Source organism: Methanimicrococcus hongohii (assembly GCF_032594095.1).
Taxonomy (GTDB): domain Archaea; phylum Halobacteriota; class Methanosarcinia; order Methanosarcinales; family Methanosarcinaceae; genus Methanimicrococcus; species Methanimicrococcus hongohii.
Genome location: NZ_CP131059.1, coordinates 2,066,801 through 2,093,575 on the forward strand (window position 1 = coordinate 2,066,801; position 26,775 = coordinate 2,093,575).

Annotated in this window: 31 protein-coding genes and 1 tRNA gene; 19 read left to right on the forward strand and 13 right to left on the reverse strand. The window is 38.7% G+C overall.

The genetic code is table 11. The features are described 5' to 3' along the window. The first annotated feature begins 190 nt into the window (after nt 1-190). The 3 genes from cobZ to MmiHf6_RS09505 are packed head-to-tail and all read left to right on the forward strand — an operon-like array spanning nt 191 to nt 2,315. Nucleotides 191-838: an alpha-ribazole phosphatase CobZ gene (cobZ, locus tag MmiHf6_RS09495; RefSeq protein ID WP_316557550.1), complete on the forward strand. Its 648-nt coding sequence runs from the start codon at nt 191-193 to the stop codon at nt 836-838. Then, a complete protein-coding gene (locus MmiHf6_RS09500; protein WP_316557551.1) occupies nt 835-1,716 on the forward strand; it encodes an adenosylcobinamide-GDP ribazoletransferase in 882 nt (293 codons plus the stop codon). The genes cobZ and MmiHf6_RS09500 overlap by 4 nt, the downstream gene beginning before the upstream one ends. Further along, the gene (locus tag MmiHf6_RS09505; RefSeq protein WP_316557552.1) at nt 1,704-2,315 is read left to right on the forward strand and encodes an NTP transferase domain-containing protein; all 612 of its coding nucleotides are present in this window, start codon (nt 1,704-1,706) and stop codon (nt 2,313-2,315) included. Before MmiHf6_RS09500 ends, MmiHf6_RS09505 begins: the two co-directional genes overlap by 13 nt. 121 nt (nt 2,316-2,436) lie before the next feature. On the opposite strand, the gene MmiHf6_RS09510 is transcribed toward MmiHf6_RS09505, so the two are convergent. Continuing rightward, nucleotides 2,437-3,249, reverse strand: coding sequence for a helix-turn-helix transcriptional regulator (locus MmiHf6_RS09510; RefSeq protein WP_316557553.1), 813 nt, complete (start codon nt 3,247-3,249; stop codon nt 2,437-2,439). A gap of 600 nt (nt 3,250-3,849) precedes the next feature. Further along, a complete protein-coding gene (locus tag MmiHf6_RS09515) occupies nt 3,850-4,545 on the reverse strand; it encodes a DUF5591 domain-containing protein (protein WP_316557554.1) in 696 nt (231 codons plus the stop codon). 190 nt (nt 4,546-4,735) lie between these two features. Between MmiHf6_RS09515 and rnhB the strand changes: the two genes are divergently transcribed. Continuing rightward, nucleotides 4,736-5,401 carry a ribonuclease HII gene (gene rnhB, locus MmiHf6_RS09520; RefSeq protein WP_316557555.1) on the forward strand — a complete coding sequence of 222 codons (666 nt, stop codon included), beginning with the start codon at nt 4,736-4,738 and terminating at the stop codon, nt 5,399-5,401. A 17-nt stretch (nt 5,402-5,418) separates the two neighbouring features. On the opposite strand, the gene MmiHf6_RS09525 is transcribed toward rnhB, so the two are convergent. The 3 genes from MmiHf6_RS09525 to MmiHf6_RS09535 all read right to left on the reverse strand — a co-directional run bounded on the left by MmiHf6_RS09525 (nt 5,419) and on the right by MmiHf6_RS09535 (nt 9,314). Then, nucleotides 5,419-5,880, reverse strand: coding sequence for a hypothetical protein (locus tag MmiHf6_RS09525; protein ID WP_316557556.1), 462 nt, complete (start codon nt 5,878-5,880; stop codon nt 5,419-5,421). 479 nt (nt 5,881-6,359) lie between these two features. Then, nucleotides 6,360-6,623, reverse strand: coding sequence for a PRC-barrel domain-containing protein (locus MmiHf6_RS09530; RefSeq protein WP_316557557.1), 264 nt, complete (start codon nt 6,621-6,623; stop codon nt 6,360-6,362). A 240-nt stretch (nt 6,624-6,863) separates the two neighbouring features. Further along, nucleotides 6,864-9,314 carry a CDC48 family AAA ATPase gene (locus MmiHf6_RS09535; RefSeq protein ID WP_316557558.1) on the reverse strand — a complete coding sequence of 817 codons (2,451 nt, stop codon included), beginning with the start codon at nt 9,312-9,314 and terminating at the stop codon, nt 6,864-6,866. A gap of 177 nt (nt 9,315-9,491) precedes the next feature. Between MmiHf6_RS09535 and MmiHf6_RS09540 the strand changes: the two genes are divergently transcribed. Then, nucleotides 9,492-10,397 carry an NAD+ synthase gene (locus tag MmiHf6_RS09540; protein ID WP_316557559.1) on the forward strand — a complete coding sequence of 302 codons (906 nt, stop codon included), beginning with the start codon at nt 9,492-9,494 and terminating at the stop codon, nt 10,395-10,397. Nucleotides 10,398-10,527: 130 nt separating this feature from the next. On the opposite strand, the gene MmiHf6_RS09545 is transcribed toward MmiHf6_RS09540, so the two are convergent. From MmiHf6_RS09545 to cptIN, 5 genes are all read right to left on the reverse strand, one after another. Further along, entirely contained in the window at nt 10,528-10,749 is a 222-nt protein-coding gene (locus MmiHf6_RS09545; RefSeq protein ID WP_316557560.1) for a hypothetical protein, read from the reverse strand. A 35-nt stretch (nt 10,750-10,784) separates the two neighbouring features. Further along, complete coding sequence (locus MmiHf6_RS09550; RefSeq protein WP_316557561.1) at nt 10,785-11,024, reverse strand: hypothetical protein; 240 nt, start codon at nt 11,022-11,024, stop codon at nt 10,785-10,787. 12 nt (nt 11,025-11,036) lie between these two features. Next, the gene (locus MmiHf6_RS09555) at nt 11,037-11,426 is read right to left on the reverse strand and encodes an ADP-ribosyltransferase (protein WP_316557562.1); all 390 of its coding nucleotides are present in this window, start codon (nt 11,424-11,426) and stop codon (nt 11,037-11,039) included. A 9-nt stretch (nt 11,427-11,435) separates the two neighbouring features. Beyond that, nucleotides 11,436-11,720: a hypothetical protein gene (locus MmiHf6_RS09560; protein WP_316557563.1), complete on the reverse strand. Its 285-nt coding sequence runs from the start codon at nt 11,718-11,720 to the stop codon at nt 11,436-11,438. 67 nt (nt 11,721-11,787) lie between these two features. Further along, on the reverse strand, nt 11,788-12,300 hold the full coding sequence (cptIN, locus tag MmiHf6_RS09565) for a type III toxin-antitoxin system CptIN family toxin (RefSeq protein WP_316557564.1): 513 nt from the start codon (nt 12,298-12,300) through the stop codon (nt 11,788-11,790). Between the two features lie 494 nt (nt 12,301-12,794). Here cptIN and MmiHf6_RS09570 point away from each other — a divergent pair, with 494 nt between their 5' ends. The 9 genes from MmiHf6_RS09570 to MmiHf6_RS09610 all read left to right on the forward strand — a co-directional run bounded on the left by MmiHf6_RS09570 (nt 12,795) and on the right by MmiHf6_RS09610 (nt 20,776). Beyond that, nucleotides 12,795-13,037, forward strand: coding sequence for a hypothetical protein (locus tag MmiHf6_RS09570; protein WP_316557565.1), 243 nt, complete (start codon nt 12,795-12,797; stop codon nt 13,035-13,037). Between the two features lie 579 nt (nt 13,038-13,616). Further along, entirely contained in the window at nt 13,617-15,821 is a 2,205-nt protein-coding gene (locus tag MmiHf6_RS09575; protein WP_316557566.1) for an S-layer protein domain-containing protein, read from the forward strand. Nucleotides 15,822-16,603: 782 nt separating this feature from the next. Beyond that, nucleotides 16,604-16,957 (forward strand): DUF6978 family protein, encoded by a 354-nt coding sequence (locus MmiHf6_RS10245; protein ID WP_420891330.1) that lies wholly within the window; start codon nt 16,604-16,606, stop codon nt 16,955-16,957. A 4-nt stretch (nt 16,958-16,961) separates the two neighbouring features. Beyond that, a complete protein-coding gene (locus tag MmiHf6_RS09585) occupies nt 16,962-17,759 on the forward strand; it encodes a DUF1828 domain-containing protein (RefSeq protein ID WP_316557568.1) in 798 nt (265 codons plus the stop codon). Between the two features lie 418 nt (nt 17,760-18,177). Next, nucleotides 18,178-18,444: a hypothetical protein gene (locus MmiHf6_RS09590; RefSeq protein ID WP_316557569.1), complete on the forward strand. Its 267-nt coding sequence runs from the start codon at nt 18,178-18,180 to the stop codon at nt 18,442-18,444. A gap of 135 nt (nt 18,445-18,579) precedes the next feature. Further along, complete coding sequence (locus MmiHf6_RS09595) at nt 18,580-18,855, forward strand: hypothetical protein (protein ID WP_316557570.1); 276 nt, start codon at nt 18,580-18,582, stop codon at nt 18,853-18,855. Between the two features lie 92 nt (nt 18,856-18,947). Next, the gene (locus MmiHf6_RS09600; protein WP_316557571.1) at nt 18,948-19,622 is read left to right on the forward strand and encodes a hypothetical protein; all 675 of its coding nucleotides are present in this window, start codon (nt 18,948-18,950) and stop codon (nt 19,620-19,622) included. A gap of 130 nt (nt 19,623-19,752) precedes the next feature. After that, nucleotides 19,753-19,989: a 4Fe-4S dicluster domain-containing protein gene (locus tag MmiHf6_RS09605; protein WP_316557572.1), complete on the forward strand. Its 237-nt coding sequence runs from the start codon at nt 19,753-19,755 to the stop codon at nt 19,987-19,989. A 190-nt stretch (nt 19,990-20,179) separates the two neighbouring features. Further along, nucleotides 20,180-20,776 (forward strand): hypothetical protein, encoded by a 597-nt coding sequence (locus MmiHf6_RS09610; RefSeq protein WP_316557573.1) that lies wholly within the window; start codon nt 20,180-20,182, stop codon nt 20,774-20,776. Between the two features lie 55 nt (nt 20,777-20,831). Here MmiHf6_RS09610 and MmiHf6_RS09615 read toward each other — a convergent pair whose 3' ends face one another. Further along, nucleotides 20,832-20,987: a hypothetical protein gene (locus MmiHf6_RS09615; protein WP_316557574.1), complete on the reverse strand. Its 156-nt coding sequence runs from the start codon at nt 20,985-20,987 to the stop codon at nt 20,832-20,834. A 99-nt stretch (nt 20,988-21,086) separates the two neighbouring features. Between MmiHf6_RS09615 and MmiHf6_RS09620 the strand changes: the two genes are divergently transcribed. Together MmiHf6_RS09620 and MmiHf6_RS09625 are read left to right on the forward strand one after the other, a co-directional pair. Then, complete coding sequence (locus tag MmiHf6_RS09620) at nt 21,087-21,716, forward strand: hypothetical protein (protein WP_316557575.1); 630 nt, start codon at nt 21,087-21,089, stop codon at nt 21,714-21,716. Between the two features lie 55 nt (nt 21,717-21,771). Further along, nucleotides 21,772-22,434 (forward strand): hypothetical protein, encoded by a 663-nt coding sequence (locus MmiHf6_RS09625; RefSeq protein WP_316557576.1) that lies wholly within the window; start codon nt 21,772-21,774, stop codon nt 22,432-22,434. 229 nt (nt 22,435-22,663) lie between these two features. Here the strand turns inward: MmiHf6_RS09625 and MmiHf6_RS09630 are convergent, their stop codons facing one another. Both MmiHf6_RS09630 and MmiHf6_RS09635 read right to left on the reverse strand, forming a co-directional pair. Then, on the reverse strand, nt 22,664-23,248 hold the full coding sequence (locus MmiHf6_RS09630) for a malonic semialdehyde reductase (RefSeq protein ID WP_316557577.1): 585 nt from the start codon (nt 23,246-23,248) through the stop codon (nt 22,664-22,666). 95 nt (nt 23,249-23,343) lie between these two features. Then, the gene (locus tag MmiHf6_RS09635) at nt 23,344-23,907 is read right to left on the reverse strand and encodes a flavodoxin family protein (RefSeq protein WP_316557578.1); all 564 of its coding nucleotides are present in this window, start codon (nt 23,905-23,907) and stop codon (nt 23,344-23,346) included. Between the two features lie 199 nt (nt 23,908-24,106). Here MmiHf6_RS09635 and MmiHf6_RS09640 point away from each other — a divergent pair. The 3 genes from MmiHf6_RS09640 to MmiHf6_RS09650 all read left to right on the forward strand — a co-directional run bounded on the left by MmiHf6_RS09640 (nt 24,107) and on the right by MmiHf6_RS09650 (nt 26,330). Beyond that, a tRNA-Met gene (locus tag MmiHf6_RS09640) sits at nt 24,107-24,227 on the forward strand. Nucleotides 24,228-24,374: 147 nt separating this feature from the next. Further along, nucleotides 24,375-25,676 carry a hypothetical protein gene (locus MmiHf6_RS09645; RefSeq protein WP_316557579.1) on the forward strand — a complete coding sequence of 434 codons (1,302 nt, stop codon included), beginning with the start codon at nt 24,375-24,377 and terminating at the stop codon, nt 25,674-25,676. Nucleotides 25,677-25,694: 18 nt separating this feature from the next. Further along, nucleotides 25,695-26,330, forward strand: a complete 636-nt coding sequence (locus MmiHf6_RS09650) for a hypothetical protein (protein ID WP_316557580.1) — start codon at nt 25,695-25,697, stop codon at nt 26,328-26,330. The last annotated feature ends 445 nt before the right edge of the window (nt 26,331-26,775 follow it).

The window sequence follows — 26,775 nt, forward strand, 5'->3', positions numbered from 1 at the left end:
TCCCACAATTTAATCACAAAATTATCACAAATTTATCAAATATCTAAAATTTATCTAAAAATTTTTAAAAATTATTTAAAATTAATTTAAAATTAATTTAAAAATTAACTTGAATCAGAAAATAAGCTGAAAATTTAATTGTTTAAAAATTATTCAAAAGAGATATAAGCTGAAAAAGAGAGGGAGATGAATGAAATTATCAAATATTGATGACGGCTTTCAGAAAGAGCAGCCGGATGTCATTGAAGAAGAAGCTTCTCGAAACATCACGGATGTTTTAAAAGACTTCGGCATCACTTACGCGGATATGGAAAATACCGCAATGGAGTTTTACGTGCCGCATCCCGGAATTGAAACCGAAGAAAAAGCGCGCATTATTTTTAAAAGAGAATTCGATTACGCAATCAATGATTCAAATCTTCAGCTTTTGATTTACACCGCTCTCCTTTTGGAAAAGGAAGGGCAAAAAGGCACTCTCCCCGGCCTCAGCAAAAAATCATACGAGCAGGACCTTTCATTTATTGTTGCCGACGAAATTCTCGGCGAAGCCGTTGCCGGATACATCGGCGGCACCAAAGGCAAATTCGAATTCGTCCGATTCGACAAAAACAAACCCGGCATTTTAAAACATTTGGGCATGTTTATGGACGATATCATCGGCGGTCTCCTCGGCGGCGTGTCGGCAAATATGTATTCGCGCGCAATGTCGGAAGCAGCAGAAGATGAAGGAACGCAGAAAATGAATCCGGATGAAATGAATACAAAGAAAACAAATGCAAAAGAAACGAAGACGGATGAAACAAATGCAAAAGAAATGAAGGCGGAGGAAAATAAATGACAATTTGGGAAGCTTTCAAAGCCGGTTTCGGTTTTTTATCCGTCATTCCTGTCGGAATCACAATGGAAGGCATTGAAGCGCTGATGAAGCGCCTTTATATGTATCCGATTGTCGGGTTCTGCCTCGGCATTCTGATCGGAATCATCACGTTTGCGGCAGAAATCGTTCTTCCGACGCCGCTGACAATTATTGCGATCATGCTTGCGACATACGGAATCATTTGGTTCAATCATTTGGACGGCGTTTCCGACATGGGTGACGGCATGACGGCTCACGGATCGCTTGAAAAGAAAAGAAAAGCGCTCAAAGACATGTCACTCGGCATCGGCGGCGTTGCGTTTGCCGTTCTTTTGATGCTTTTGTTTTATTCATCACTCGCCGCTCTTGAAAACATATCCACGTCAATCGGTGCGGTTCCGTACGCGGGACTCTTTTCGATTGCATCTGCGGCAATTGCAGGTGCAGGGCTGTCTGCCGCTTGGACCGGCGCGCTCACAACTGCTGCTTTGATGGCAATCGTCGTCACAGTTGCGGAAACAAACGGCAAACAGGCCATGCTGACAATTGCGACGTTCGGCAAATCATTCAGCGAAGGACTCGGCTCAATGACGATTGCCGGCGGCACGCGCAGAAATTTCACAATCGGCATTCTCTTTACGGCAGTCATTTCAACACTGCTGCTCGGCTTTCTTGGAATTGCCGCGCTTATCATTTCAACAATTGCCGCGCTCATTATTTTGAAAATCAGCAACCGTCATTTTGAAGGCTTAAACGGTGACGGCATCGGAACAGCCAATGAAGTCGGCCGCATCATAACAATTGCATCAATTGCCGTCATACTCTTCCTTTTATACGGAGGGATGTTTTGGACGCTTTAATCATGGCCGGCGGCCTCGCGCAGCGAATGGGGTCGGGCGAAAAATCCTGCATTGAATTAAACGGCAAACCTTTGATTTCATACATCATCGGCGCGCTTCAGGGTGCAAAAGGCATCGGAAAGATTTACGTCTCCGTGACGCAGGCAACGCCTGATACAAAAAAATTGATTGAGACAACTTTCCCCGAAATTTGTTTAATTGAAGCCGCAGAAGGCAGTTATGTCGGCGATATGATTTATTCAATCAAAGCAGCGGAATTAAACGGTCCCGTCATGGTTGTGATGTGCGATCTTCCGCTTGTCCGCTCCGATATCATCGATGAAGTCCTTGAAAAATATGAAACATGCGAAGAACCGGCGCTTTCCGTCTATGTCCCGATTGCGCTCTGCAAAAAAATCGGCATTCGCCCCGATACAGTCTTTCATAAAAATACAAAACTGATTGTTCCGACCGGAATCAACATTTTAGATGCGTCAGACATCAACAATGAGCAGCCGGATTTCAATTATATCGTTGATGACCCGCGGCTGGCAATGAATGTCAACACGCAGGAAGACTTGGAAAATTGCCGCAGGATGCTTGCGGAAGGATATGAATAAGCGAACAATACAAAAAAAAGGGACAGCTTCTTTTGAAAAAAATATTATAAATTATATTTTGAAAACATTTGAAAAATAGTTTGAAAAGTATTTTAAAAACAGAAGGTTAAAGCTGAAAAATTCAGTCTTTAACATCTGTTTCAATTCTTTTGCCGCCTTTTGCCAAATGTTCGCAGAGTTCAAGACCCCAGTTGCGGGCACGATCGCCCTGACTCAAAATATATCTGGAGTCGAATCTGTTGTCGCTGTCAAACAAACCGAGAAGAGCCATCTCGTTTGTAACTGAAATTTCTGTGATGCCGAGACCGTCCGGGATGACATGGAACTTTGTCTTTTTCCAGTCTAAAAACTTAACATCATCCAATTCGGCGGTGCCGTCATAAACGTATTCTGAAATGATTCTTTCAAAAACAGATTGAGAATAAATCAATGTCAAATCGCAGCCGTTCTTGATCATACCGTTATACATTTTATTGTACTGCGGCTGGAAGAAATTGGACAGTGTCGTACAGTGTTTTGCATTCTCCATTGCTTCAACGACATCTTTATTTGCGTCAAATACGTGTGCTAAGTCTGATTCTATCAGCTTACACGGGCCGAGCTCTCCGATTCTGTCTAAAAGGTGCGGCGGAATGCCGGATAAGTCATGTGTTGCCCAGTATTTCTGATTGTTCTCATAGACGCAGAGAATGTTTAAAAGCTGTTTTGAATTGTTGGCGATTGCGCGTCCCATATCTGTCAGATAATAAACACGATCTTTGCTGGTGATCAGATCCCATTCTTCCAGCTTTTTAATCTGCGGAATCATCGCGCCCCAATTGACATTTAACTTATCTTTGATATCATCAGATGTCTGTGGCCCTTCAAGTAAAAGCAGGAGCAAGTTTTTCCGTTTGTCGGAAAGGAAAATTGTATCAATTAAACACGATTTCATATTGATGTAACCTCCATAACATCAACAAAGTAACGGTTTTTAGAAAAGCCGTACAAATATAACTGAACAAATCATAAGAAAAATCCCCTTCTCCCGTGATTAAAACCAGCAAAAGTACGTCTTTTATTTCGTTTTTTAATTCTGAAAATAATCAAATGTTTATTTCCCGAATAATACCATTATTATAATTGGGTAGCTGGGATTTTAATGTTTCGATTATAAAATTTCAAAAAGAGAGTGATTTCAAGAACTTATTCTAAAATTACAACGCCTTTAGAATTTGTTTTTTAAATAAAAATAAGCAGAAATGTCTAAGGTCCGTATTGTTTATGAATATTTCGGTAAATAAATATTTTGAAGAGCAAATTCGAAAAAGATAAAACGGTTGTAATTTAAAAAAGATGAATGAAAAAGACAAATTCAGAAAAATGAAAGCTAATTAAAAATAAAAAAAATAAACAAAAAATAAACAAAAAATAAACAAAAAATAAACAAAAAATAAACAAAAAATAAACAAAAAATAAATCCTGTCTCAAAAATGGAATGCAGCATACTCTCGAATTTCAATGAAAAATTTTGAATAAAAACAAACAATCCGAATCAATGTTCGTACCATTCGGGATCTTCAAAATCGGCATCTTCTTTGATGACAACGTCAGATTTTCCGATAATGCCGACCGTTTCCATTGCTTTTGCAATTGCCGCTGAAAAATCCGACAAATAATCGGAACAGGAGAGACTGTTGTAAATGAATTTTTTATTCGGTTGGATGTTGCGCTCAATTGTTTCGTTTTTTGGAATAATATCTATGGGAATTCCGGTCTGCTCGGACGCGCGCGTCATCGCTTCCCTGAAATCGCCGATACAGTATGCGATTCTGTATTCATAATTCTCTTTTGTCCGTTCTAAATATTCCGAAATTCTTTTTGTTTCGGTTTTTAAGAAATCGCGCTTGACTTTTGCAACGTTGCATTGTCCCATCATGAAAGAGTAATTCATAAAAGGATATTCGACATCCAATTCTCTCGGAACGACGCCGCAGGTTCCGAAAGTTACGATGTGAACGTCATCTTCGTCGAGCATGGAATAAATGATTTCATCGAATTTTTGATGAGACGGGCTCGTGTGGTATGGTTTTTTTTTGGAACACGGGACAAATATGCAGATTTTGCGCGACGGAATTTCATATTCGGTCACGATCCAATCGTTGGCGCGTTCCATGTCGGGGTGGTGAATTATGTTTTCGGTGTCGAGCGGTTCGCTCGAACGTTCGTCTTCGGGAATAATGCGGGTCATTAAAATCCTAAATAATCCTTCTCCTATTAAAAAAAGCCGTTAAGTCAATTATTTGAAAATAATAATTGTAAAATAAAACACAAAAAACCATAAAGCATAAAAGAAAAAGAACATATTACAAATCCAAATAAATCCAAAATTTACAAATTAAAATTTACAAATTAAATATTAATAATTTGGAGAAAAAGATATGCCGGAAATTTTATTAGGAATTGACGAAGCGGGGAAGGGACCGGTCATCGGTCCGATGTGCATTGCCGGCGTTTGCGCAACAGAAGAGCAGGAAAACAAGCTCAGAGTATTGGGTGTTGCCGACTCTAAAAAGCTGACTGCCAAAAAAAGAGAACAATTGGCGGTTTCAATTAAGAAATACGTAACGTCGTGGTATATTTATGAAGTTGAACCGAAGCAAATCGATGATTTGCGCAAAATCATGACGATGAATGAAATTATGGTTCTTTGTTTTTCAAAAGTCATGGAAGAGCTGTCTGTTCCCGAAGACAAATCTTTCGATATTGTTTATTTGGATGCGGCGGATGTTTCCGAAGATCGTTTTGCGCGCCGTGTTCATGACGAATATGCTAAAAAATTTGAAAAGCGCGCCGATAATATCGAATATGTTTCAAAACACAAAGCGGATGCGATCAGCCCCGTTGTTTCGGCAGCATCCATTTTGGCAAAAACAAGGCGTGATGAGTTGATCGAAGAACTCAAGAAAAAGGAAGGCGTTGATTTCGGCAGCGGCTATCCGTCCGATCCGAAAACGAAACAATTTATGGAAAATTATGCGAAAGAACACGGCGATTTCCCCGATTACGTTCGAAAATCCTGGAAAACGGCTGAAAATTTGCTTTAATTTTTAATTTTTAATTTTTAATTTTTATTTTTGATTTTTAATTTGTTTTGAAAAACGAAGGATGAGTTTTTAATTGAAATGAAAAGTGAAGCGAGCGGCTTTGAAAAATAAAATGAAAAGTGGAGCGGCTCGCGCGGACGGCGGGCAGCTGCTGCGACTGCCGGCGGGCAGCTGTAGCGTGTTGCCGGCAGCGGCAAATGCGGCGCAAACCCGACTTGCAAGCGAAAACACAAACCTGTAGGTAGCAGCGGAAACGCAAACCTGACGGTAGCGGCGGAAACCGAAACCTGTAGGTAGCAGCGGAAACAGAAATCTGTAGGTAGCGGCGGCACGTTCGCGAATGCGAACGGATTTTTTAAAAAAGAGCAGATGCACGCGGAAACGCAAACCGCCACGCACGCGGAAACGCAAACCTGATTGCAGCGGCAACATTTAAAGACAGTTGCAGACTTGCAGGCCTGGCAGGAGTCGAGCAGCACTAAAAAGCAATAGTTTTTAGTTTTTTATTTTGATTGGGAAGAATCCGCCAAGTCTCGTTTCCTCGCTTCGCTCGGAAACTCAACTTGCGGGGACGGCTTTTGAAATTTAATTCAATCTCGGATTGATTGAAACATCATCTTTCATTCAAATTTTCAAAAACGGAACGCCATTTTTAATGAAATTTATTTTAAGATTCAGGTTTTATCGGGCGTTCAGGTTCACCGATTTTCTTAAAATTGGATGTTTAGGGTTTCGTTGAAAATAAAATAAGAAACGATAGACGAATTTGAAAATAAAATAAGAATGGGCAGGCGAATTTGAAAATAAAATAAGAAATGACGGACGAATTTGGAAAACAAAATAAAATAAAAAAATGATGGACGAATTTTGGAAAAATTATATAAAACGGAACGGCTCGCGCGCAAGGCGTCGAAATGAAAAATAAAAGAGAAAAAGTGAGATGAATCGATTTCTCGAATTATCTCATCATAAAGGCTTTTGCTTTGTCTTTGTCGACAATGATATAGTCTTTAACGGCGCTGACGGCACCGAACGGAATCAAAATGTAATCTTCTTCTTTTTGATATTTGGCGAGATCCAAGCCTTCCGCGGGACTGACAACCAAATCCATGATGGCGCCTGTTTTGGCATTGATATGAATGTCTTCAAGTGTTCCGAGTTCTTTGGCATCCGTTGACATGATTTTTTTGTTGTCTAAAAGACGCTTTGCATAATATTTCATTGTCATTTCCTCTTTGAATTGTGAAAAGTGAATTTATGATAATTGAATGAATTGAATAAATTGTGCAAAATCTTGCATTATTATTGCTTTATTTAATTCACTTTTATTTTATATACATTTTCATTTTTTTGTTTATCTTTTGGTTTTTATTCGTTTTTTTGCGTACTGTTTGTTTATTTTGCTTTCTGTTTGTTTATTTGTTTACTGTTGTTATTTTGATTACCGGTTCATTATTGAATTTCAGTTGTAAGCGGTGAAATAATCATCATCGGGTTCATCTTTGTGTTTGATGAAATCTTCCATCTTCTCATATTTCTGATTCAGCTCTTCGCCGACGGACGGGCGAATCACTGTCAGCGCCGTCTCAAAATCGTCTGCCGTCACTGTCTGAACACTCATATTCGTTCGAAGCGCCGTCATCACCGCTTCACGGCAAACCGCTTCAATATCGGCCCCCGTGTATCCTCTCGTCGTCTCAGCAAGCCTGTCAATACTGACATCATCGGCAAGCGGCGTTTTCTTCAAATAAATCTCAAAAATCGATTTTCGGCCGGCAAGATCAGGCACGCCGACATAAACCATTCTGTCTAAGCGGCCGGGGCGGATGAGCGCGGGATCAAGCGTGTCGGGGCGGTTGGTTGCCGCAACAACAAACACATCTTTAAGGCGCTCGATGCCGTCCATCTCAACAAGCATCTGATTGAGCGTGCTTTCTGCGACCGATCGCGTTCCTGCTGACCCGCTTTCGCGAGCGGTTGCAAACGCGTCAATTTCATCGAAGAATATAATCGTCGGAGACGCCTGTTTTGCTTTTCTGAATATTTCTTTCATCGCTTTTTCAGATTCACCGACCCATTTCAAAAGCAATTCCGTGCTCTTGACGCTGATAAAACTTGTTTCGCATTCATGAGCGACGGCTTGCGCCAGCATCGTTTTGCCGGTTCCGGGCGGCCCGTAAAGCAAAATGCCTTTCGGCGGCTCAATTCCGAATTGTTCAAATTTCTCGGGATATTTAAGCGGCCATTCTAACGTTTCAACGATTTGACGCTTGACGTTTTCAAGACCGCCGATATCGTCCCATGAAATTTCAGGAATTTCAACATAAATCTCTCGAAGCGCGGACGGCTCACTGTTTTTGACCGCGCGCTCAAAGTCTTTGTTGGTCACGACAAGCGTTTCCAAAATTTCATCGCTCAAATTTTCATCCAAATCGACTGTCGGAGCGATTCTTTTAACGGCATTCAGCGCAGCTTCGCGGCAAAGGGCGGCCAAGTCGGCGCCGACATAGCCTTGCGTCTGCGCGGCCATCTCCTTGAACACTGTTTTTGCATTCTGCTCGTATTGCTCTTTTGCCGCAGCAAGCTTTTTCGTGTAATCGGCAATCGCAGATTTGTCCGCCGCTTGTGTTCCGCTGTCGGTGTTGCCGTTATCGGCATTATACTTCGCGGTTTCTTTTGCTTTTCTGAGCGCTGCCTCAATCATTCTGATTTTCGGGTAGCCTTCCAAAGGCATTGCACGCGCGTGAATTCTGATAATTTCTTCTCTGCCGGCCGCATCCGGCGCGCCGATCTCAATTTCCCTGTCAAATCGGCCGGGGCGGCGAAGCGCGGAGTCGATGGAATCAATTCTGTTGGTCGTTCCGATCACGAAAACTTGAGTCGTATCCATCATGCCGTCCATTACGGTCAGCAGCTGGGAGACGATTCTTCGCTCCACTTCTCCGGATTGTTCTCTTTTCGGCGCGATCGAGTCGATCTCATCAATAAAAATGATTGCCGGCGCATTTTTCGCGGCTTCTTCAAAAAGCTCGCGGATTTTTTCTTCGCTTTGACCGTATCCGCTGCGCATGATTTCGGGTCCTGCGATGTAATAGAAGTTTGCGCCGATTTCGTCCGCCACCGCTCTTGCAATAATCGTCTTTCCCGTCCCCGGAATCCCGTGAAGAATCAATCCTTTCGGCGGGCTGATTTTTAATCTTTTAAACAAGCGCGGCTGCTTCATCGGAAGTTCAACGGTTTCGCGGATTTCTGCCAATTTGTCACCGAGGCCGCCGATATCTTCATATGAAATATGTTTTTTGCGGTATCCGTTTGCGCTTTTCTCAAACGAGATTTGGGTTTCGTCGGTGATGACGACTTGTGATTTTGACGGCGTCACCTGCGTTACCATGAATTCGACCGTTTGTTTTTTCATTTCCGGCTGTGAAACATCATTGAGCCCGAGCATGTCTTTTCGAACGGGAACGATGTCTTCTTTGACCAAATAGCGTTCTCTTAAATTGTATCTGATTTTATCTTCGATTTCCCCGCTCAGCGTCAGCCGTTCTTCTTCAAGCGGCGCGACCGTTATTTTTTTTGCGGGGACGACTTTTGCTTTTCGAATGGTGACTTTGTCGCCGACGGTGACTTTTGCGTTGTAGCGGATAAATGTGTCAATTCGAAGAGTTTCGTCAGTCGTTCCGTCCAAAATGTTAGCTTTCCAGACGCGCGCTACTGTTTTTCTTTCGCCTTCGATTTCAACAGGCTCGCCGACGGAAAGTCCGAGCATTTCCATGACTTCGGGAGTCAGCGGGATGATTCCTTTGCCGTAGTCGTCGGTCGGATACACTTTTTCGACTTCCATTTGGAGTTCGTCGACTTTGGGTCTTTTTTGAACAGGCGCGTCTGCATTGATGAATTCATTCTTTTTCATAAATTTTCCCGCTTAAAATTACTGCCGCAATCGTTTTCAATGAAACGGCGGCGTATCTTCTTTATTTGAATATTCTATTAATACGCCCGTTATAATTTATTTCTTTCGTATTCTTTTTTGAATCGTTTCAACTTAAATCAGTAAACTTTAAAGCCCAACCGCTCCAATCTAATTATTATGACAACTGTTCATTTCTCCGTTCCGGCGCCTTTTCAAAATTTTGATGCGGCTGCTGCCGAAACGAAAATTATTGATTTTATCCAAAACACTGTCCGCGGCTCCGGCTCTTCCGGCGTTGTTCTTGGTCTTTCCGGCGGCATTGACTCGGCGCTTGTTGCCGCTCTTTCCGTTAAAGCGCTCGGCACGGAAAATGTGAATCCCATTTTCTTTTACGACGCGCCTCCCGGAAGCACGATCGAATTTGATTCTGACGATTTGCGGGATGCGGAACTTCTTTCCAATCAGCTCGGCTTAACGCTTCAGAAAATCAATCTGTCTCCCGCGTTTGCCGCCGCCAAATCTTCATTTGAAATCAAACGTCCGGCGGCACTGGCTGAATATTCGACAACTTCGCCTTATTGGGAATTCGGCGAAACTTTGATTCCGTCGGGCAATTTGAAATCGAGACTTCGAATGTCTTTGCTTTATTATTATGCCAATCGCGGCAATTTGCTTGTCATCGGCACGAAAAATAAAACGGAACGCTTGACCGGCTATTTCACAAAATACGGCGACGGCGGCGTTGATTTAGATCCGATTGCCGATTTGTATAAAACAGAAGTTCGATTGCTTTCAAAATTTATGGATTTGCCTGAATCTGTTTTGACAAAAATGCCGTCTGCGGGTTTTTGGAAAGGCCAGTCGGATGAAAACGATCTCGGCGTTCGTTATGAGCAATTGGACACTCTGTTATATGAGATTGAAAAAGTCGGAATTGATCAATTTTCGAAAATGAGTTCGGAAAATTTGGAAAAAGTTTTAGCGGAATCTAATCTTTCCAAAGAACAATGTGATGCGATTGTTTCAAGAGTTAAATCGGCGGAACATAAAAGAAAGTTGCCGGAATTTCCGGTGTTTTCTTAATTTTTTTTACAATTAAAAAAAATTATATTATATTTGTACTCGATCATTTCATACGGTTAACCCGTCGAATTCGACGGGTTTGGTCAGTCGCCAATTGCAGAAAATCGACAAGATCTTTTTAATTCACCACTCACTCTTCAATTTCTCCAAACATAGCTCTGATTTTTATCAAATCTTCTTCGGGATATTTTGTTCCGTCTAACTGAATCCCTTTTCTAATTCTTTGAATTTCTTGTTTCATCTCTTCTTCTGCTCTTTTTACCATTTTTTCAATTTCTTCTTTCTTTTCCGGTGTAAATTCGGGGGCTTGCCCGACGTATCTGAATATTTCACTAAAAGATTCACACTGCATATCAATTCACTTCTCACTTTTTCAGTAGTATGTGCTTATTTCTCAATTCTTTTAATTTCTCCTTCTTCTCCAAATATTGATTTAAATATTATGAGTTCTTCATCATCGTATTTTGTCCCGTCCAAGCGAATGCCTGTTCTTATTCTCTTTATTTGACATTCTAAATCTTCATTCATTTCTTTTATTGTTTTTTCAATCTCGGCGGCTTCTTCCGGGGTCGGTTCGGGAGCTTGCCCGACGTATCTGAATATTTCACTAAAAGATTCATACCACATATCAATCAACTTTTAAATTTTTTCAATACTGTATATCTTCACTCTCTTATTTATATTTTCTATCTTGAAACTCTCAATTTTTGTAATGATGTATGTTGATTTTCTCGGACACAATATTTCATTTTCCGCCTTGTCTAAATACAAAGCATTCATTCCTTTTCTCAATTTCAATTGGAAAAGTATCGGTTTTTCCGGATCTGAATATTTGAGTGCCCTGTTAAAATCCAATGAAAAACTTCCAAAAGCATCTTCTGTAAATGTTCCCCCTACATTCGGATTTTCTATCCAATCTATGTCCTTTACTCCTCTGTATACGACATAATCTCTGTCAGCTCTGCTTTTCCGAATCGAATTATCAATATTCAAAGCATTAAAACCAACCAATTCTTTTTCATCAATCAATAAATCATTCTAAAATTCTAAGTGCCGACAGCAATTGTTTATCGCAAAACACCACGGCTTACTTCTCCAAATCTCCGGCAAATCAAACGACCAATTTCCTTTTTGTTCATTCCACGAATGTTTGTCCTGATAATTTCCGATGCAAACTTTTTCGGTTGCCGTCAAATCCGGTCGATCAACATAAGCTGTCAGAAAATTATTTTGGAATGTTTCTTGGTTTTCGGCAACGATATTCGCCGAATAAATGTCAATTTCTTTGTTTTTTGTCTCTTCTGAATTGTAATATTTACTCATATCAGGCGAAACTTATTGCATTCATTTAATGCGTTTGATTTTGTTAAAAACGGCAGCTTTATATCGGTTAAGCCTTACGATTCCTTTTCTTTTCAGTCTTTTTGTTTTTCATCAACAGTTTTTCTTTAATGGAATCAACATCTGTAAAAAAGACGCCTTTCCCTTTTTCATGAGCTTTTAAAACATCATTCGATAATCCTATTATCTTTTTTTCATCTCGCTCGTCAATTTTTACTTCGACATTATTTGTGTCTGTATAAACTGATTCAATATATTCTTCAGTCGTCGGAAACATATTCTGAATCAGAAACGCTTTCTCGTATCCTAAAACCTTACAAAAATAAATTGTATTGCAGTATCCGTATTTTTCAAATTTTTTGCGATGGATATTTCTGTATTTTTTAAGTTGAGACGAAATTGGGATGAGCCAAAACAATTCAGGATGTTTTGTGTCTTTAATTGAAAAGAAACAAGGTCTGCCATGTAATTCTCCATCGGTGCCGTCTTTGTTTTTCATTAAACCATTGTCAGGATATTCATCGTAAAAGTAATCTGAAATAAAATAAAAACAATTTGACATGTTAGTGCACCTGTAATATCAATTATAATCAGTAAATATAATCAGTAGTCTCATTTTAAATAATCATACACAGTCAAATTCGAAATAATCATACACTATTGACATTCAAATCATTATCAGCAATTGATATCTTTATACGATTGGCAGAAGAGCAATTCGCAGAAAATGCTGATTATTTTATGAGATTTTACGAATGTTGCACTCAAGCAACAAATTGACAACAAAAATAGAGAATTGGGAAGGAAACTACTCCATATTTGTATCCGGCCATTTCATACCCCGCATACCGGAGAGCGGGGATCATTTGTATCCGGCCATTTTATACCCCGCATACCGGAGAGCGGGGATCATTTGGAATAGATTTCCTTCAATAGCCGAATGAACAGCTATACAATCAATGAATTGTCTTGGTGGTATATCAATTTTTCTTTATGAGTCGCATCGCAACATAAAATTTAATGAAAAATTATGATAAGCATTACGGGAGAACAAGGTTGGAAGAAATCTATTCTCATGTGTATCCGACTAATTTTTGTCACCGGCTGTCGGAAAGCCGGGGAGATTTGGATCCGGTCTATTTTATTACAACCGCCTTACGGATGGCGGTGGGCGGAATAGATTTCTTTCCCGCTGCTTTTACGCAGCAATCAATAGCAAGACTCTTTGATATAAATTACTTTTCTTTTTTCTCGAATTATATCTATTTGGATTTTATAGAATTATTATTTTGGAATTAATCTTAATTCCGTTTTTCCTGTCTGTCGCAGTTGTTGCAAAATTTGCAACAACTTTATTCTCTGCAATCCATTCAATCCGCCAATAATCCCCTCAAAATCTCCCAATCGACAAAATTAAATGAATTTACGACATTTTTCAAAATAATTCAAAATAATCGTCAAAAATTCAAAATAATTCTAAAAACCACAAAAAACAACAAAAAAAGTCGAAATTCTAATCCGATTTCGTTCTTAATCATGCATTTTCACGATAAAACTGCAATCAATCGAAAACTTCAATTCAAATGATAGCTTTACCGCTCTCAAAAATCGTTGTCGTCGATTATCGACTTCTTCCTCGTTTTAAAGTGAAAATCCGCCCCAAATTTTATTCAAATGACCGCAAAAGTTTAATAACCCTTTTGTCAGTTTTATCCTCTGTATAAGCTCGGGTATTCGTAACTATCATTGTATTCGGCAAAAGCCGGATATTTCAGTGATTTTCGGACACATTTCACAATTCATGTAATTCGTTGAATTTACGTTCATTACCGAATAATCAAAACCCGTGTTTACCATTCTAATATGGAGGAAAAATAAATGCAAATGAAACACTTATTAGTGGCATTACTTGTTCTTCTTGCATTCGCCGGTATGGCCGCAGCAGATACTGTTGTCGATTCCGTCGAAATCAGAAGTACAATTATCCACTATGGTAGCGGAACTATCTCTCCGGCTACAATTACACCTGCTGACTGGGCAGGTCTTTGGTATGACCTTGATGAAAATGTTTCAACAGAAACGATCACTTTTGAATTCACTGCTGGTCAAAAAGGTGACGTTAATGTCACATACACAACTATTCCGGCATTCCAGAATTATGAATATGACGGATGGGCAAACACATCTGTTCCTGCTGAAAACTTCGGCTATGCCGTCATTGGTTTCTTCGCAGAACCGTACGTTGCACTCGGACAAAAGAACATTAATGGTACATGGACTCCTGCAACCATTGCAACTGTGGCACCTAAAGTTAGCGCAACCAAAATTGCAAAACTTGTCATTGATGATGATGAAAAATACACATTAAAGACTGGTGCAACCCTCGAAATGGGTGAAGGTTACTCTATTATTGTTGATCAGATTGATGTTGACGGTAACAAAGCATATCTCAAACTCATGAAAGACGGCAAAGAACTTAACTCAAGCATTGTTAACACTAACGAAACGGGACTCAACAGCTCTACTTGGATCTTTGATTTAACTGTTCTTGGTGACAAAAACATTCAGGTCTTAAGAGTTCACGTTAAAGATGTTTTCCAGGGTACAGAAAGCAGCCTCGTTGAAATCGATGGTCTTTGGTTAGTTGACTACCTCAACGCAATTGAAGTTAAATCTGATGACAAGTTCGGCAAATTCGAATGTACTGTCGATGACGACTATAAATTAGAATTTGAAGCCGAAGAAGTTACTCTGAGTGCTGATTCCGATATTGAACTTGGTAAGGGTGTCTACATTAAGACTGAAAAGAACTTTAATAAAACAGATGCCAGCCTTGACAAATTCTATCTCTACAAAGAGTATACTGATGCAGGCACATATGAAATCCGCAGCAGTGTCTTTAACTATGGCGCTGCCAGTGGTGCAACAATTACATGGGTCGGCGGTGCGCCAACTTCAACTGAACTCAACTTCACAACCTTTGCAGCATTCTTCTATGATATGGATAATGCAGTTGACACTGAAGTTTTGAAGTTCGGTACTGGTACAAACGCTACTGAAATTCCGGAAGGTGACCTCACTTACGAAACAACACCCAAACCTGTCGAATATGAATATGATTGGGTGCGTTCTATTGCGGATGGCGCTTCTACTATTGATATCCCCGAATTCTATATGATTATGGGATTCTTTGGTGAAAAATATGTTCCGTTCAATGCAGTTGATGTCGATGGTGCTTTCAGCAATGTTACCCCTGATAAGATGGCAAAACTCATTATCGATGATGATGAAAAGTACACTTTGAAGACTGGTGCAACATTAGAACTCGGCGAAGGGTACACTCTCATCGTTGACCAGATTGATGTTGACGGTAACAAAGCATACCTCAAATTCCTCAAAGATGGTAAGGAAATCAACTCCAGTATTGTTAACACAAACGACAGCACAAGCAACTGGATTCTCAGACAGAATATCTCCAATGAAAAGAATATTCAGGTACTCAGAGTTCACGTGAAAGACGTGTTCCAGGGTACACAAGACAGTCTTGTTGAACTTGACGGTGTTTGGCTTATGGACTACGAAAACATTGTTGAACTTAAATCCGATGACAAGTTCGGTGTCCTTGAATATGACGGTGATGCTGACCTTACAGTTTACTTCGATCCTGGTATGAACTATAGCAACAGCACTCCAATCAACCTCTCGGTTTCTTCAAAGACACTTGAGTTCTCCTCTGGTTCTAAGATTTCCTGGAGTACAGATATGGACAAGCAGATTGCCAACAATATGTACTTGAAGACAGCTGACAACAGCACCAACAAATTTGCATACTTCTACGTCAATGCAATCGTCGGTGACGGCGGAAATGTTACACCTCCAGACGAAACACCGTCTGAAACACCCACCGAGCAACCTCCGGTGACAACACCCACTGAACCCGGAAACGAAACTCCTGACCCGGAGAAACCCGCAGAAGAATCCTTCTTCAAGAAATACATGTGGTACATCATTGCAGCAATTGTGTTGATCATCATCATCGCAGGCGCAGCATACTACTTCATGGTTTACAAGAAGCAGGCATAATTGTCTCGTAAAGGTTTAAACTAAAATTAAGTAAGAATTTCTTCGGAAATTCTTTACTTATCTATTTTTTTTGTGATTGTTTTTTTGGAAGAGCTTTTGCTGTCTTTTTGCTTTGATTTTTGTATTGTTTTTGTTATCGTTTTTTTGATTTTTTTGTTTCGTTTTTGTTTATTTTTTTGAAAAACGGTTTTTGCGGTTCGCTTGAGGATTCCCGAAAATCGAATAAAACGAGAAATATAAAAAAGATTCGAAAAATCAGATCATTCTCTGCCATAAACGTTTTTCTTTTTATTGGAAAAGCGGCCGCCGCTTGAGTGCGGCTCGCTTCAATTGTCTCATCTTTTAAAAATTGAAATTCAATCCCTTTTAAAACTGTTTTAAAAAACTTCGACATTTATTTATAGAAAATAGGTCTTGTCTAAGTTGCAGTGTTCATCTTTTAGATCTCACTCAAATATTTTCCGCTTACCGGCTGCGGGATATATAAATCGTCGGGATTAAATCTATCGGTATTTTCAAAATCGGCCGATCTTTCATATTTTAAAATCAATTTTGGTGATAATTATGAACGGTCGATTTTATTTTGAATCAAATCAATATGCAGAATTAGCGGAATATCTGGTCAGTCTTGAAAAATATATCATTCAAAACGGGAAGAAGGCGGAAATATTTTCGTTAAATATCGAGTATCCGATGAATTTCCAATTGTATCTTTTTTCACCGGATGATTCAGGTCAAAATTTTACGGTGAATGTAAAAGAAAGTGAAAAAAATCTTTAAAAATCAGTTTACATCATCAAGACCGCAGCACACAAACAGGATTATTAAGAATAGATTTTTATTCACGCCATCAGAATCCTGTTAACATTGTTTCAACTGTTCCGGAAAAATTTAAACCGTTTGCAGGATTATGGTTGGATGAATACAACGGCCATATCCATTACGCAGTAAATGGTTATAAACCGTTGGCCTGGGCGATACCGTTGGATTCAGATGACTTTCCCGTCAAAGAATTGGCTGAAAGAGATGATTACATCAAAACACTCAAAGCGTTTTTTGATAAAATAAATTTGAAAACAATTATTAACTACGGATTTCAGAAAAATTTGAGAGATTTATATGAATTGGGTAAATGAAGTAATGGATAATTACTATAATTTTCTGAAAGAAAAAACAATCGTAACAACCGACTCTTCTTCCGATTGGGTCGAAATCAGCACACCCTTTGTCGGCTTATTTAATGACACGGTAGACATCTATGCCAAAAAAGAAGGGCGCAAAATAATTCTTTCCGATGACGGCAACACAATGAGAGACTTAGAATTGAGCGGCCTTGAAATAACAAAATCATTCAAAAGAAAAGAAATACTTGACAGAATACTAAACAATTATGGAGTAACACTTAACAACGGCGAACTGATTACCGAAGCAACCGAAAAAGATTTCCCTCAAAAGAAATTGAATCTGATTTCGGCCATTTCCGAAACAGCCGATATGTATTATTTGGCAAAACACACAGTTGCTTCAGTCTTCAAAGAAGATGTGAAAGCCTATTTGGATGAACAGGAATTGATCTATACACCGTATTTTATTTCCAAAGGAAGTACCGGATTAGAATTTACTTTTGATTTCCAAATTGCTTATAAAAATTTGGAAATTGTAATCAAATCTTTCAATTCAGTAAACAAAATGAATTTACCGCAGTTTTTATTCACGTTGGAAGATATAAAAGGGGTTCGGGAACAACAAACACAAAAAGAAATTATCGGATTGGCTGTAATTAATGATTCGGATAAAGAAATCAGTGATGAATACATTAATGCACTCGATAACAAAGGTGCTCAATACATTCTTTGGAGTGAACGCCATACTCCTGAAAACATAAGCAAACTAAATCCGTTTTTGAATCCGCATCCGCAATCGTTAATATCCTTGTGAAAAACAGGTATCCAATATTTTTGGATAACTGAATTTCATCCGATTTATAATATACGATTTTAAATTATGATATATTTTAGTCAGATTGGTAAAGCGGCCGCCGCTTGCGTGCGGCTCGCTCCTGCATCTTTCAATCCATCTGGTCTGCGGCTATCGGTTTTAAAATAATTTTTCTCTCTTAATTATCACTCGATTTTTATGAAACTTTTCAAACATCGTTTGTCGTCAATTATCGACGGGTTAAACGTTATATCATGTAACAGATTGCGTTTTTTAAAATTAATGACCGCAAAACTTAATAAAGAGTATTTCATGGTTTGTGACTATACCAAGCACGGTATATTGGTTTGATGATCTTTCAAAATAATTTTGACGGATTTTCCGTGCTTGAAGAAATCAGGAAATAGGGGGGATTTGGTTGAGCAAAAAGAGTTTACTCATTACAGTCGTTTTGATTTTCGCGTTCGTTGCGACAGCAATGGCAATCGAAAACAAAAGCGCCGGTGAAAATTTCACAAGTTCAGAGTACTTAAATACCAAATCAATTGAACCGGTTTCAGTTGCATCATATGCAGCTGACACAGGTGTCGAAGGTGAAAATCTTGAATTAAATCTTCGGCAAGACCCCGATCGGTGGGCAGGGATGTTCTCGGCTTTACAGCCTTATTCGGGGAATGAAACATAATGATCTAAATCATAATGATTTATCTAAATGATTAATCTGAATGATTAATCTGAATGATTAATCTAAAATTATAATGATTTTTATGATGTTTGTGTTTTCAGATTTATTGGTTAAACAAAACAAACAAGTGATACAATGAAGAAAATATTAATCGTTTTGTTGGTTGCTCTTCTTGCTGTTGCGGTCGGCGTTTCCGGCTGTTTGGGCGGCGACGATGGCACAGACAACAATACGTCCGACAACTCAAGTGTAAACAATTCAACAAACAATTCAACAGATGACGCAAACAATTCATCAAATGATACTGATGAAAACAATACGGATAATTCATCCGTAAATGCAAATTCAACGAACGGTTCGTCGAATGGATACAGCGGTTCGGAAGAATACCTGAATAATCCCAATGAATAAAACGGATTCGAAGGACTGAATAATTCTTCAAAAAATTTATGTTTTTGGCTTTTCGTTCAGATTTATTTAACAAAACAAACAAGTGATACACAATGAAGAAAATATTAATCGTTTTGTTGGTTGCTCTTCTTGCTGTTGCAGTCGGCGTTTCCGGCTGCTTGGGCGGCGATGATGACACACCTGACAATAACACATCAAACAACTCATCCAACAATTCAAACAATTCGTCAAACAACACGAATGGTACGAACAATTCATCCAATAATACAAACGGTACGAATAATTCGACAACCGACAACTCAACAAACAATTCAAGCACAAACGCAACGCCTGAAATCTCATTCAATAACAGCACTGTTACTGTTTCAGTTTCCGGCTACGAGCTTTTGGCAATTAGAACTGTAACTGCTGACGAACAGAACATTGACGGCGTTACAGACGCGCTCAACGGTCTTTCCGGTTACTATTCCGTTAACTCAACAAATGTTTACCTCTCCGCTTACCAGACAGCAAACAATTCATCTGCAGAAGGATATGTTCAGTCGATGATTGACGCAAACAAGGAGAAGTACCCGACTACCTACAATATTACAAATACAACAATCAACGGAAACGATGCAACCGTCATTACAACAACATCCACTTCCGGCGGCACAACCGTTGAAAGATATGTTGTGACATGGGCAAGCGGCGACAAGCTCGTCGTTGTTGACGGTCCGGCAACACTCAGCGAAATCAAAACAATCGCCGAAGCTTCCGATTTGTAATTTAAATATAATTTAAATCGTAAATGTTGAGAGGATTTTTCCTCTCACTATTTTTATTTGCGTTTTTTAATCTTTTTCTTGTTTTTCAATTCTTTTTTATATCTGTTGCGACTTTTTCATTTCGATTCATATGGCAAAACATTGGTTCCCCGTTTTTTCTTCCGACAAATGTCATCAATGCGAAGCCTGTCTTTTGATTTGTCCCGTTCATATTATTGAATTAACAGAACTTAACGGCAATTTCATTCCCGCTCTTTCCGATTCCGATGAATGTCTTGTGAATTGTTTCAAGTGCGTCAAAATTTGCCCGAACAACGCCGTCGGAATCATCCGCCCTGCAAAACCATGTGATTGCTGTTCTTTTTAAAAATTTTGGACGAGCACGCGATTAATATACCATCAAAATCATTTATTTGCGGCTGACTACGATTTATTTGCGGATGATTCAAATTATTTTCAATCATTTCGATTTATTTTGATCAATTTTATTTTGATCAATTTATTTGCTTATGATTCGTTTTTCAGCATTTGATTCGGTATTCAGGTAGGGGATAATTATGAAATTTACTCAAATCTTATTTTTAATTCTTGCCGTTTTCATTGCAGTCGGCGTTTCCGGCTGTCTGGGCGGCAGCGATTCGGACAATGCGACAGATGAGAGCGATAACTCAACAAACAATTCAACAACACTTCCCGATGAGGATTTGAATTACAGCACAAATATTGTAACAGTCCGCGATCTTCCGGAAGGATTCGAATTCCTGTCGACGCAAAGTGTAAAATCAAACGGTGAAAGCGTCGGAATCACGGATGTTTTGTACGGCTACAGAGGATATTACAAATTCACAAACGACACCGTCAGCAACGCAACCGTTTATTTCTATTGTTTCAAAACAAATTCAACAGAAGATGCCGACCGATATTATCAGCAAATGAAAGACTCATACAATTCAAATGACGGCGACAGCGGAGATGTTTCGACAGTCGTGGTCAATGGTCACAACGCGGCGAAATTTACGACAGCCGATGATGTTGCCGGGACGGATATGATTGCTTGGACGCGCGGTAATTTAATTTTTGCCGCAAAAGGACAAACTGCCGGCCAAATTGATTACGGAACATTGGAATCATTGGCAATTGCATCAGAACTTTAAATGATTCAATGATTAATGATCGGCTGAGAGGGGGGAATGTTTTTCTCACTCCTTCTCATTTTTTCTTTTTTTTCTTTTCATTTTTTTCTTTCATTTTTTTCTGTTTTCTCTTCTGATCGAATGCGCTGCCGCGCACGCCGCTTCGCTCTTCTTTTTCTTTTATCAAATAGCGTTCATTTTTCTTTTTCTTTTTTGCATTTCTTTTTTGCATTTCTTTTAAATCGTCTGTTCATTTTTTATAAAATTGCGTTCTCCAATCACTTTAATAATATAATTGAGTATATACACTATCAAGTTCGGAGGTTTTTCTATGAAAAAATCATTATTCATTTTAATCATTCTTCTTACTGCCGCTTTAGTCGGCGTTTCAGGATGTTTGGGCGGCGGCGATGATGCCGACAGCAACACAACAAACAATACGACAGAACCGCCCGTGAGTGAACCCGATAATTCTTCAAACGAGTCCGGTCAGTCAAACGCAACGATTATCACAACATTTAACGCAAGCGTTGTTACCGTCAATCCGCTTCCCGCAGGATTTACGCATCTGGCAACCCGCTCGGTCAATGCAAACACGGAAGGAATCGGTGTTTTGGAAGCCTATATCGGCTACAGAAATATGCTGACATATGATAACGCCAATGTTTATCTTGCCGCTTACAGATGCACGTCAAAAACAGCTGACGAGTGCATTCAGGACATGATTTCATCTCATGCTTCAAAATACGGAAGCGACAGCAATGTTTCAACCGTGACGATTAACGGGCACGAAGCAACGCTTCTTGAGGCAACCACCGTTGACACGCCGCAGCAAGGCAGATACATCTTGGTTTGGTCCAACTGGTCCGGCGATCAGTATGACGACAGCTTTTTGATTGTTGTTAACGGGCAAGTCAATTATTCCGTCATTAAAGAATTGGCGGAAGCTTCCAACCTTTAATCTTTAATTTTTTTCAATTTAAAAAACAATTCTAAAAACTCTGTGAGGAAAAACAATGAAGAAAAACATTCTTGTTCTTCTTCTCCTCGCTGCTGTTTTGGCAGTCGGCGTTTCCGGCTGTCTCGGCGGCGATGACGAGGCGAACAATACGACAAACAACACAACAAATAACACGACAAACGGTTCGAATAACTCAACCGATTCTTCAAACAACAGCTCTAATAATGATTCCGACAGCGATGATTCTTCAAATGAATCCGTATCGATCCCGCCGTTTGACGCGAATTTAACTTTAGTAGATCCTATTCCCGACGGTTTTTCTTTCCTTTCGACGGCAACCGTCAGATCTCACGGCCAGCATATTGGTGTTACTGACGCGCTGTTCGGCTACCAAGGCATTTATCAATACGGTGAAAATGAAACATCCGTTTTCCTGACGTTTTATGATGTCGCGATTGCGAACACGACCAAAACATCTGAAGATTACATTCAGATAATGAAAGACAGCCACGCCTCTCAATACGGCGATGACAGCAGTATTTCAACGATTCGGTTTAACGGTCACGACGCGGTCTTGTTCACTGCCGAAACCGATGACGTGCCGCAATACGGCAGATATATGATTGCCTGGACGCTTGGTGACAGCATATTTGTAACCGTGACGGGTGTCGTTGATGCCGATGTTTTGGAAGCGTTGGCAACGGCTACAGGATATTAATCCGCTGAGTTATTGTGAAAAAAAGTTGAGAGACATTTGAGACCTCTGTCTCTCTTTTTGATTCTTTTTTAAGTCTGATTATCTCTTTTGATTCTTTTTTAAACGCGATTGCCTTTTTAATTGTTTTTAAAAATTTGTGCGGCTCGCGCGCGGCGGCGGCCGGAAGCGCAAACCGACAAGCTGCGGGGGTGCAAACTTCACTCCGGGCGAAATAAGATCAGTCAGATTCTTAAAGAATTTTGCAGGCTTCATCAAATTTGAATCTGTCATCGCGCGGATGAAGTTTGCTTTTGTTGCCGATTCCGAGGTTGCACAGAAAGACGGATTTGAATCTTCCGTCCGGGAAAAATTCCTTGTCGACGCCGGCATTATCAAAGCCGCCCATCGGGCCGCAATCCAGTCCCAGCGCACGCGCGGCAATAATCAGGTAAGCGCCTTGAAGCGAACCGCTTAAAAGTCCTGCACGCGTTGCAAATTCTTCATCACCTGCGAAAACGGAATAATAATCGCCGTGCGGATAAAGGCGCGGCATAAATTCGTAAAATTTCGTGTCATACGCGATGATGGCAGTTGCGGCCGCTGCTTCAACTTTTTTGACATTGGATTCATCTAAGTGCGGAATCAGTTTTTTCTTGGCTTCCGGACTTCTCACGAAAACAAAACGGCCGGCTTGGCAGTTCGCCCATGTCGGCGCCATTTTCAGTTCATCGTAAATCTGAGTCAATAATTCGTCGGAGATATCTGTTTTTTCAAAATATTTGTGCGTTCGGGCTTCATCAAAAATGATGTCCGTGGATTCTTTGCTGAGTTTCATTTGATCGCCTGCTGTTTTTGTTTTTTAATTTTGTTTGTTTTAATTTTGTTTATTTTTATTTTACTTATTTTTCAATTTTATTTCAATTTCTATTTTCAATACATCTGTTTCATTTTTGTTTGAATTTTGCTGACGGATTCTTCCGCCTGTTTTATAATTTCAGGTTTTGACTTCACTGCGCCGGCTTCTAAAACGCCTTTTGCGACAATGATATCTGCGATTTCAACGCCGATATAATCAAAACTGTCCTGATACATTCCGATGACGTGAGACGCTGTTTTATCTTCGGTATCTTCCATCGGGACGACTAATATCACTTTTTTATTTTGGAATGTTTCGCGCGGCAAACCGTACCATCTGTCGGTAAACACTTTCAGCTGCGCGGTCGGTCCCCACCAGTAAACGGGTGTTCCGAGAATCCAGACATCCGCTTCTTTCATCTTTTCGCCCATCATCTGCATATCATCTTTTTTGATACATCCTTTGCCGCTTTTATGGCACGCATCGCAGGCTTCACAAAAACCGATATCGGCTTTGTTGAGATTGACGAAATCTGTTTCCCAGCCGGTGTCAGCTGCGCTTTTCAGAATCGTTTCCATCAAAAAATTCGTGTTGCCGTTCTTCCTTGGACTTCCGGAAAAGCCTGTTATTTTTACCATTAAATTTCCCTCTCACTGTTGATTTTATTTCCGTTTTTCAGCATTCGTTTTTATTTATTTTTCATTTTCAATTTTTTGAAAGCAATCAATAAAACTGTTCGGCTTTTATTTATATTTTTATAAAAATGTTCCCACGTCAAAAACGCCTTTTCAATCAATATCTTTTAATACCAAAATGTTTATTCTAATGCATCCGACAGCCCGGATAGCCTAGTTGGTTGGGGCGCCAGACTCATAGGGAAAATAATGACGGCGTCTTGTTGGAATTTCAAAATTCCTGAGACATCTGGAGGTCGCGTGTTCGAGTCACGCTCCGGGCATCTGATTGGTAGTTCGAGTCATGTACTTGAACTGCCTTAAATTAATACAATATTTTTGCTTATGATTGTTACGCGATTTTTGTTCTTAATTGTAAGTAGTTCATATTAAAAACGGTCAAAGAATAATCAAATAAATGAGGCCGTTTAATGTTTGTTGATTTTTTAATCTCTTTTTTAAATGGTGTCTATTTTATACCAGTCGCCTCGTTCGTTTTTTGTATTTTAGCTTCTTATATTATTTCTTGTTTCATACAACAATTATTAAATGTCAAATATGTTTCTTTATCTTTCATTATTAAACAGATTATTATTCTTGTGTTTCTTTCTGTTCTTACAACATTTTTAAGTTTCATATATTTTATATATACAGCTTCAGGAACATTCATTGAAATTACATTTTTTTTATATTCATACATTCTAATTGTATTGGGCTTTGCAACTTTTTTTCAATATAACCGTTTATTTGACCTTTTTAGAAAAATAATGGGTGAATATTTTGGTGACTCTGAAATTTTGTATATGTGTAATAAATTGAAAGCTTTTGCTCAAGCGTCTTTTTATGTTCTTTATGCTGTCTCTGCTTTCTTTTTAGTTTTTGGATTTATATATTTTATATTTGTTATTATGATCTTAAAAACAACATTGTCTGAAGCTGCTAATAAATTTGAATTTGGATGGATTATCGATTCAATCCTTGTTGTAGCAACAATAGCTTATGTGGTTTTTACATATCTGGCTTTAAAACAAAGTAACGAGTCAACAGAACAAACAAAAAAGCAAATATTAAATCAAGAAAAAGTCCAATCAAAAAAAGATACTCAAGAGACAATTGAATTTAAAATTCAAAAGCTAAGTGACAAATTAATGTTATTTTACATTCCTCTTAAAATAAATATGCGTAATGTCCAAAAAAATCTTAGAACTTATCGGAATGTAGCAAAATGGGCATTTGTAGAATCTGATCCTGCAAAATCTATGGAAGATGAAAAAAGACTTGAAGACTCTATAAATAATATCTATTCACTTTTAATTGATGTACGTGCTTTACAACATCGATATATGTATTTAGATGACGAACAAATTTCTTATTCATTCGAACCTCTTATGGTCGAATTTGCAAAATTTGCAAATTTTGAAAATGAAAAAATAACTGATTTTCGGAATAAGTTATTTGCATCTCATAATGATCCATATGTTATAGTTGATAATCGCGATTTTGAAGATCTTAATATTCTTCTTGACAACAATTATCTGGAATTAGATGAGGCAATTGATTTTTTTTCAGAACAAATTGATCAGATAATTGGCAGTTTAATATTGGTGATTCAAGGTATAAACTATAATTTAGAAGTTCAATTTAATGAATTAAATAAATTAAAAAATGGAATTGATGAAATTGAGAAAATCTATAAGAAATATCCTCAAATTTATTGGGAAACTGAAAAATAATTGTAAAATATGATAATTATGACAACAGACGGATGGCTTATCATTGCAATTATTCTCTTGCTTTTGATTTTTCTTTGGCTTGCGAAACCGTTCTTTTATTTGAGTCTTCCTCATTGGAAAGGGTATGCCGGTGAAAAATTCGTTATCAATACACTTAACGATTGGGCATATGATAATAATTTGCAGGCGAAAGCACGTTTTTATAAAACGCGTTTGAATCAAAGACAAAAAATAGATCTTCTTTTAAAAATCAGAACATCCCAAAATGTCGGAATTGAAGTTAAATCAAGAAATGCAGAAAATTTGCATTATTTTTTGATGAATCATATTTCCAGACCTCATCGTGACGGCAGCCGACAATCATCAAAACAACTTTACAGATATGTCAAACAAAAGAAAATACTCGGTTTGTATGCATTTGTTTTTGTACACGACGGATACGCACATCTGCACTTTTTGCCGCATTATATTATAGAAGAAATGATCCGTCAAAAAAGAATGTCGGTCAAAGTGGATGAAGTTATTTCCCATCCGAACGGTTATGCATGGCGTGAGGATAATAAAGCTTTTTTGAATTATATCGAGATTGAATTTCAAAATCAACAGAACTTTTTAAAGAGATTTCCTCATGAAATTTTCTCTCCAAATTCTTAACAATTATAATTATATCTCATGGATTAAGATACTTGATTGCGATTACTTATTTATGATTTGGAAATGATTTGATGCTTTCTCATAGCGGTATAAAAAATACAGCTCTTTTTTTAATTCTTTTGCTGTTTTTTATTTTATTTGTCTCATCCGGTAACAATTTTTACGGAATGTTAGCTTTTTTGCTTTTACTTTTCGGCAGCTTCTTTTACGGTCTCTATTCCAAAAACCCAATCCTGTCGGGATTATTGGGATTTTTGCTCCCTGTTATTTTTCTCATTTTTGTTTATTTTGAAGACGGGTCTGCTGAAGTGCAACGTATTTTTTGGTATTATTGTGTTTTGTCATTTACGGGATTATTTTCAGGTTTTCTTGTAAGTATTCGAACCGAAAATACCAATTTTAACGGGATTTGTTTTCTTTTTTCGGTTGCTTTTGTCATTATCGG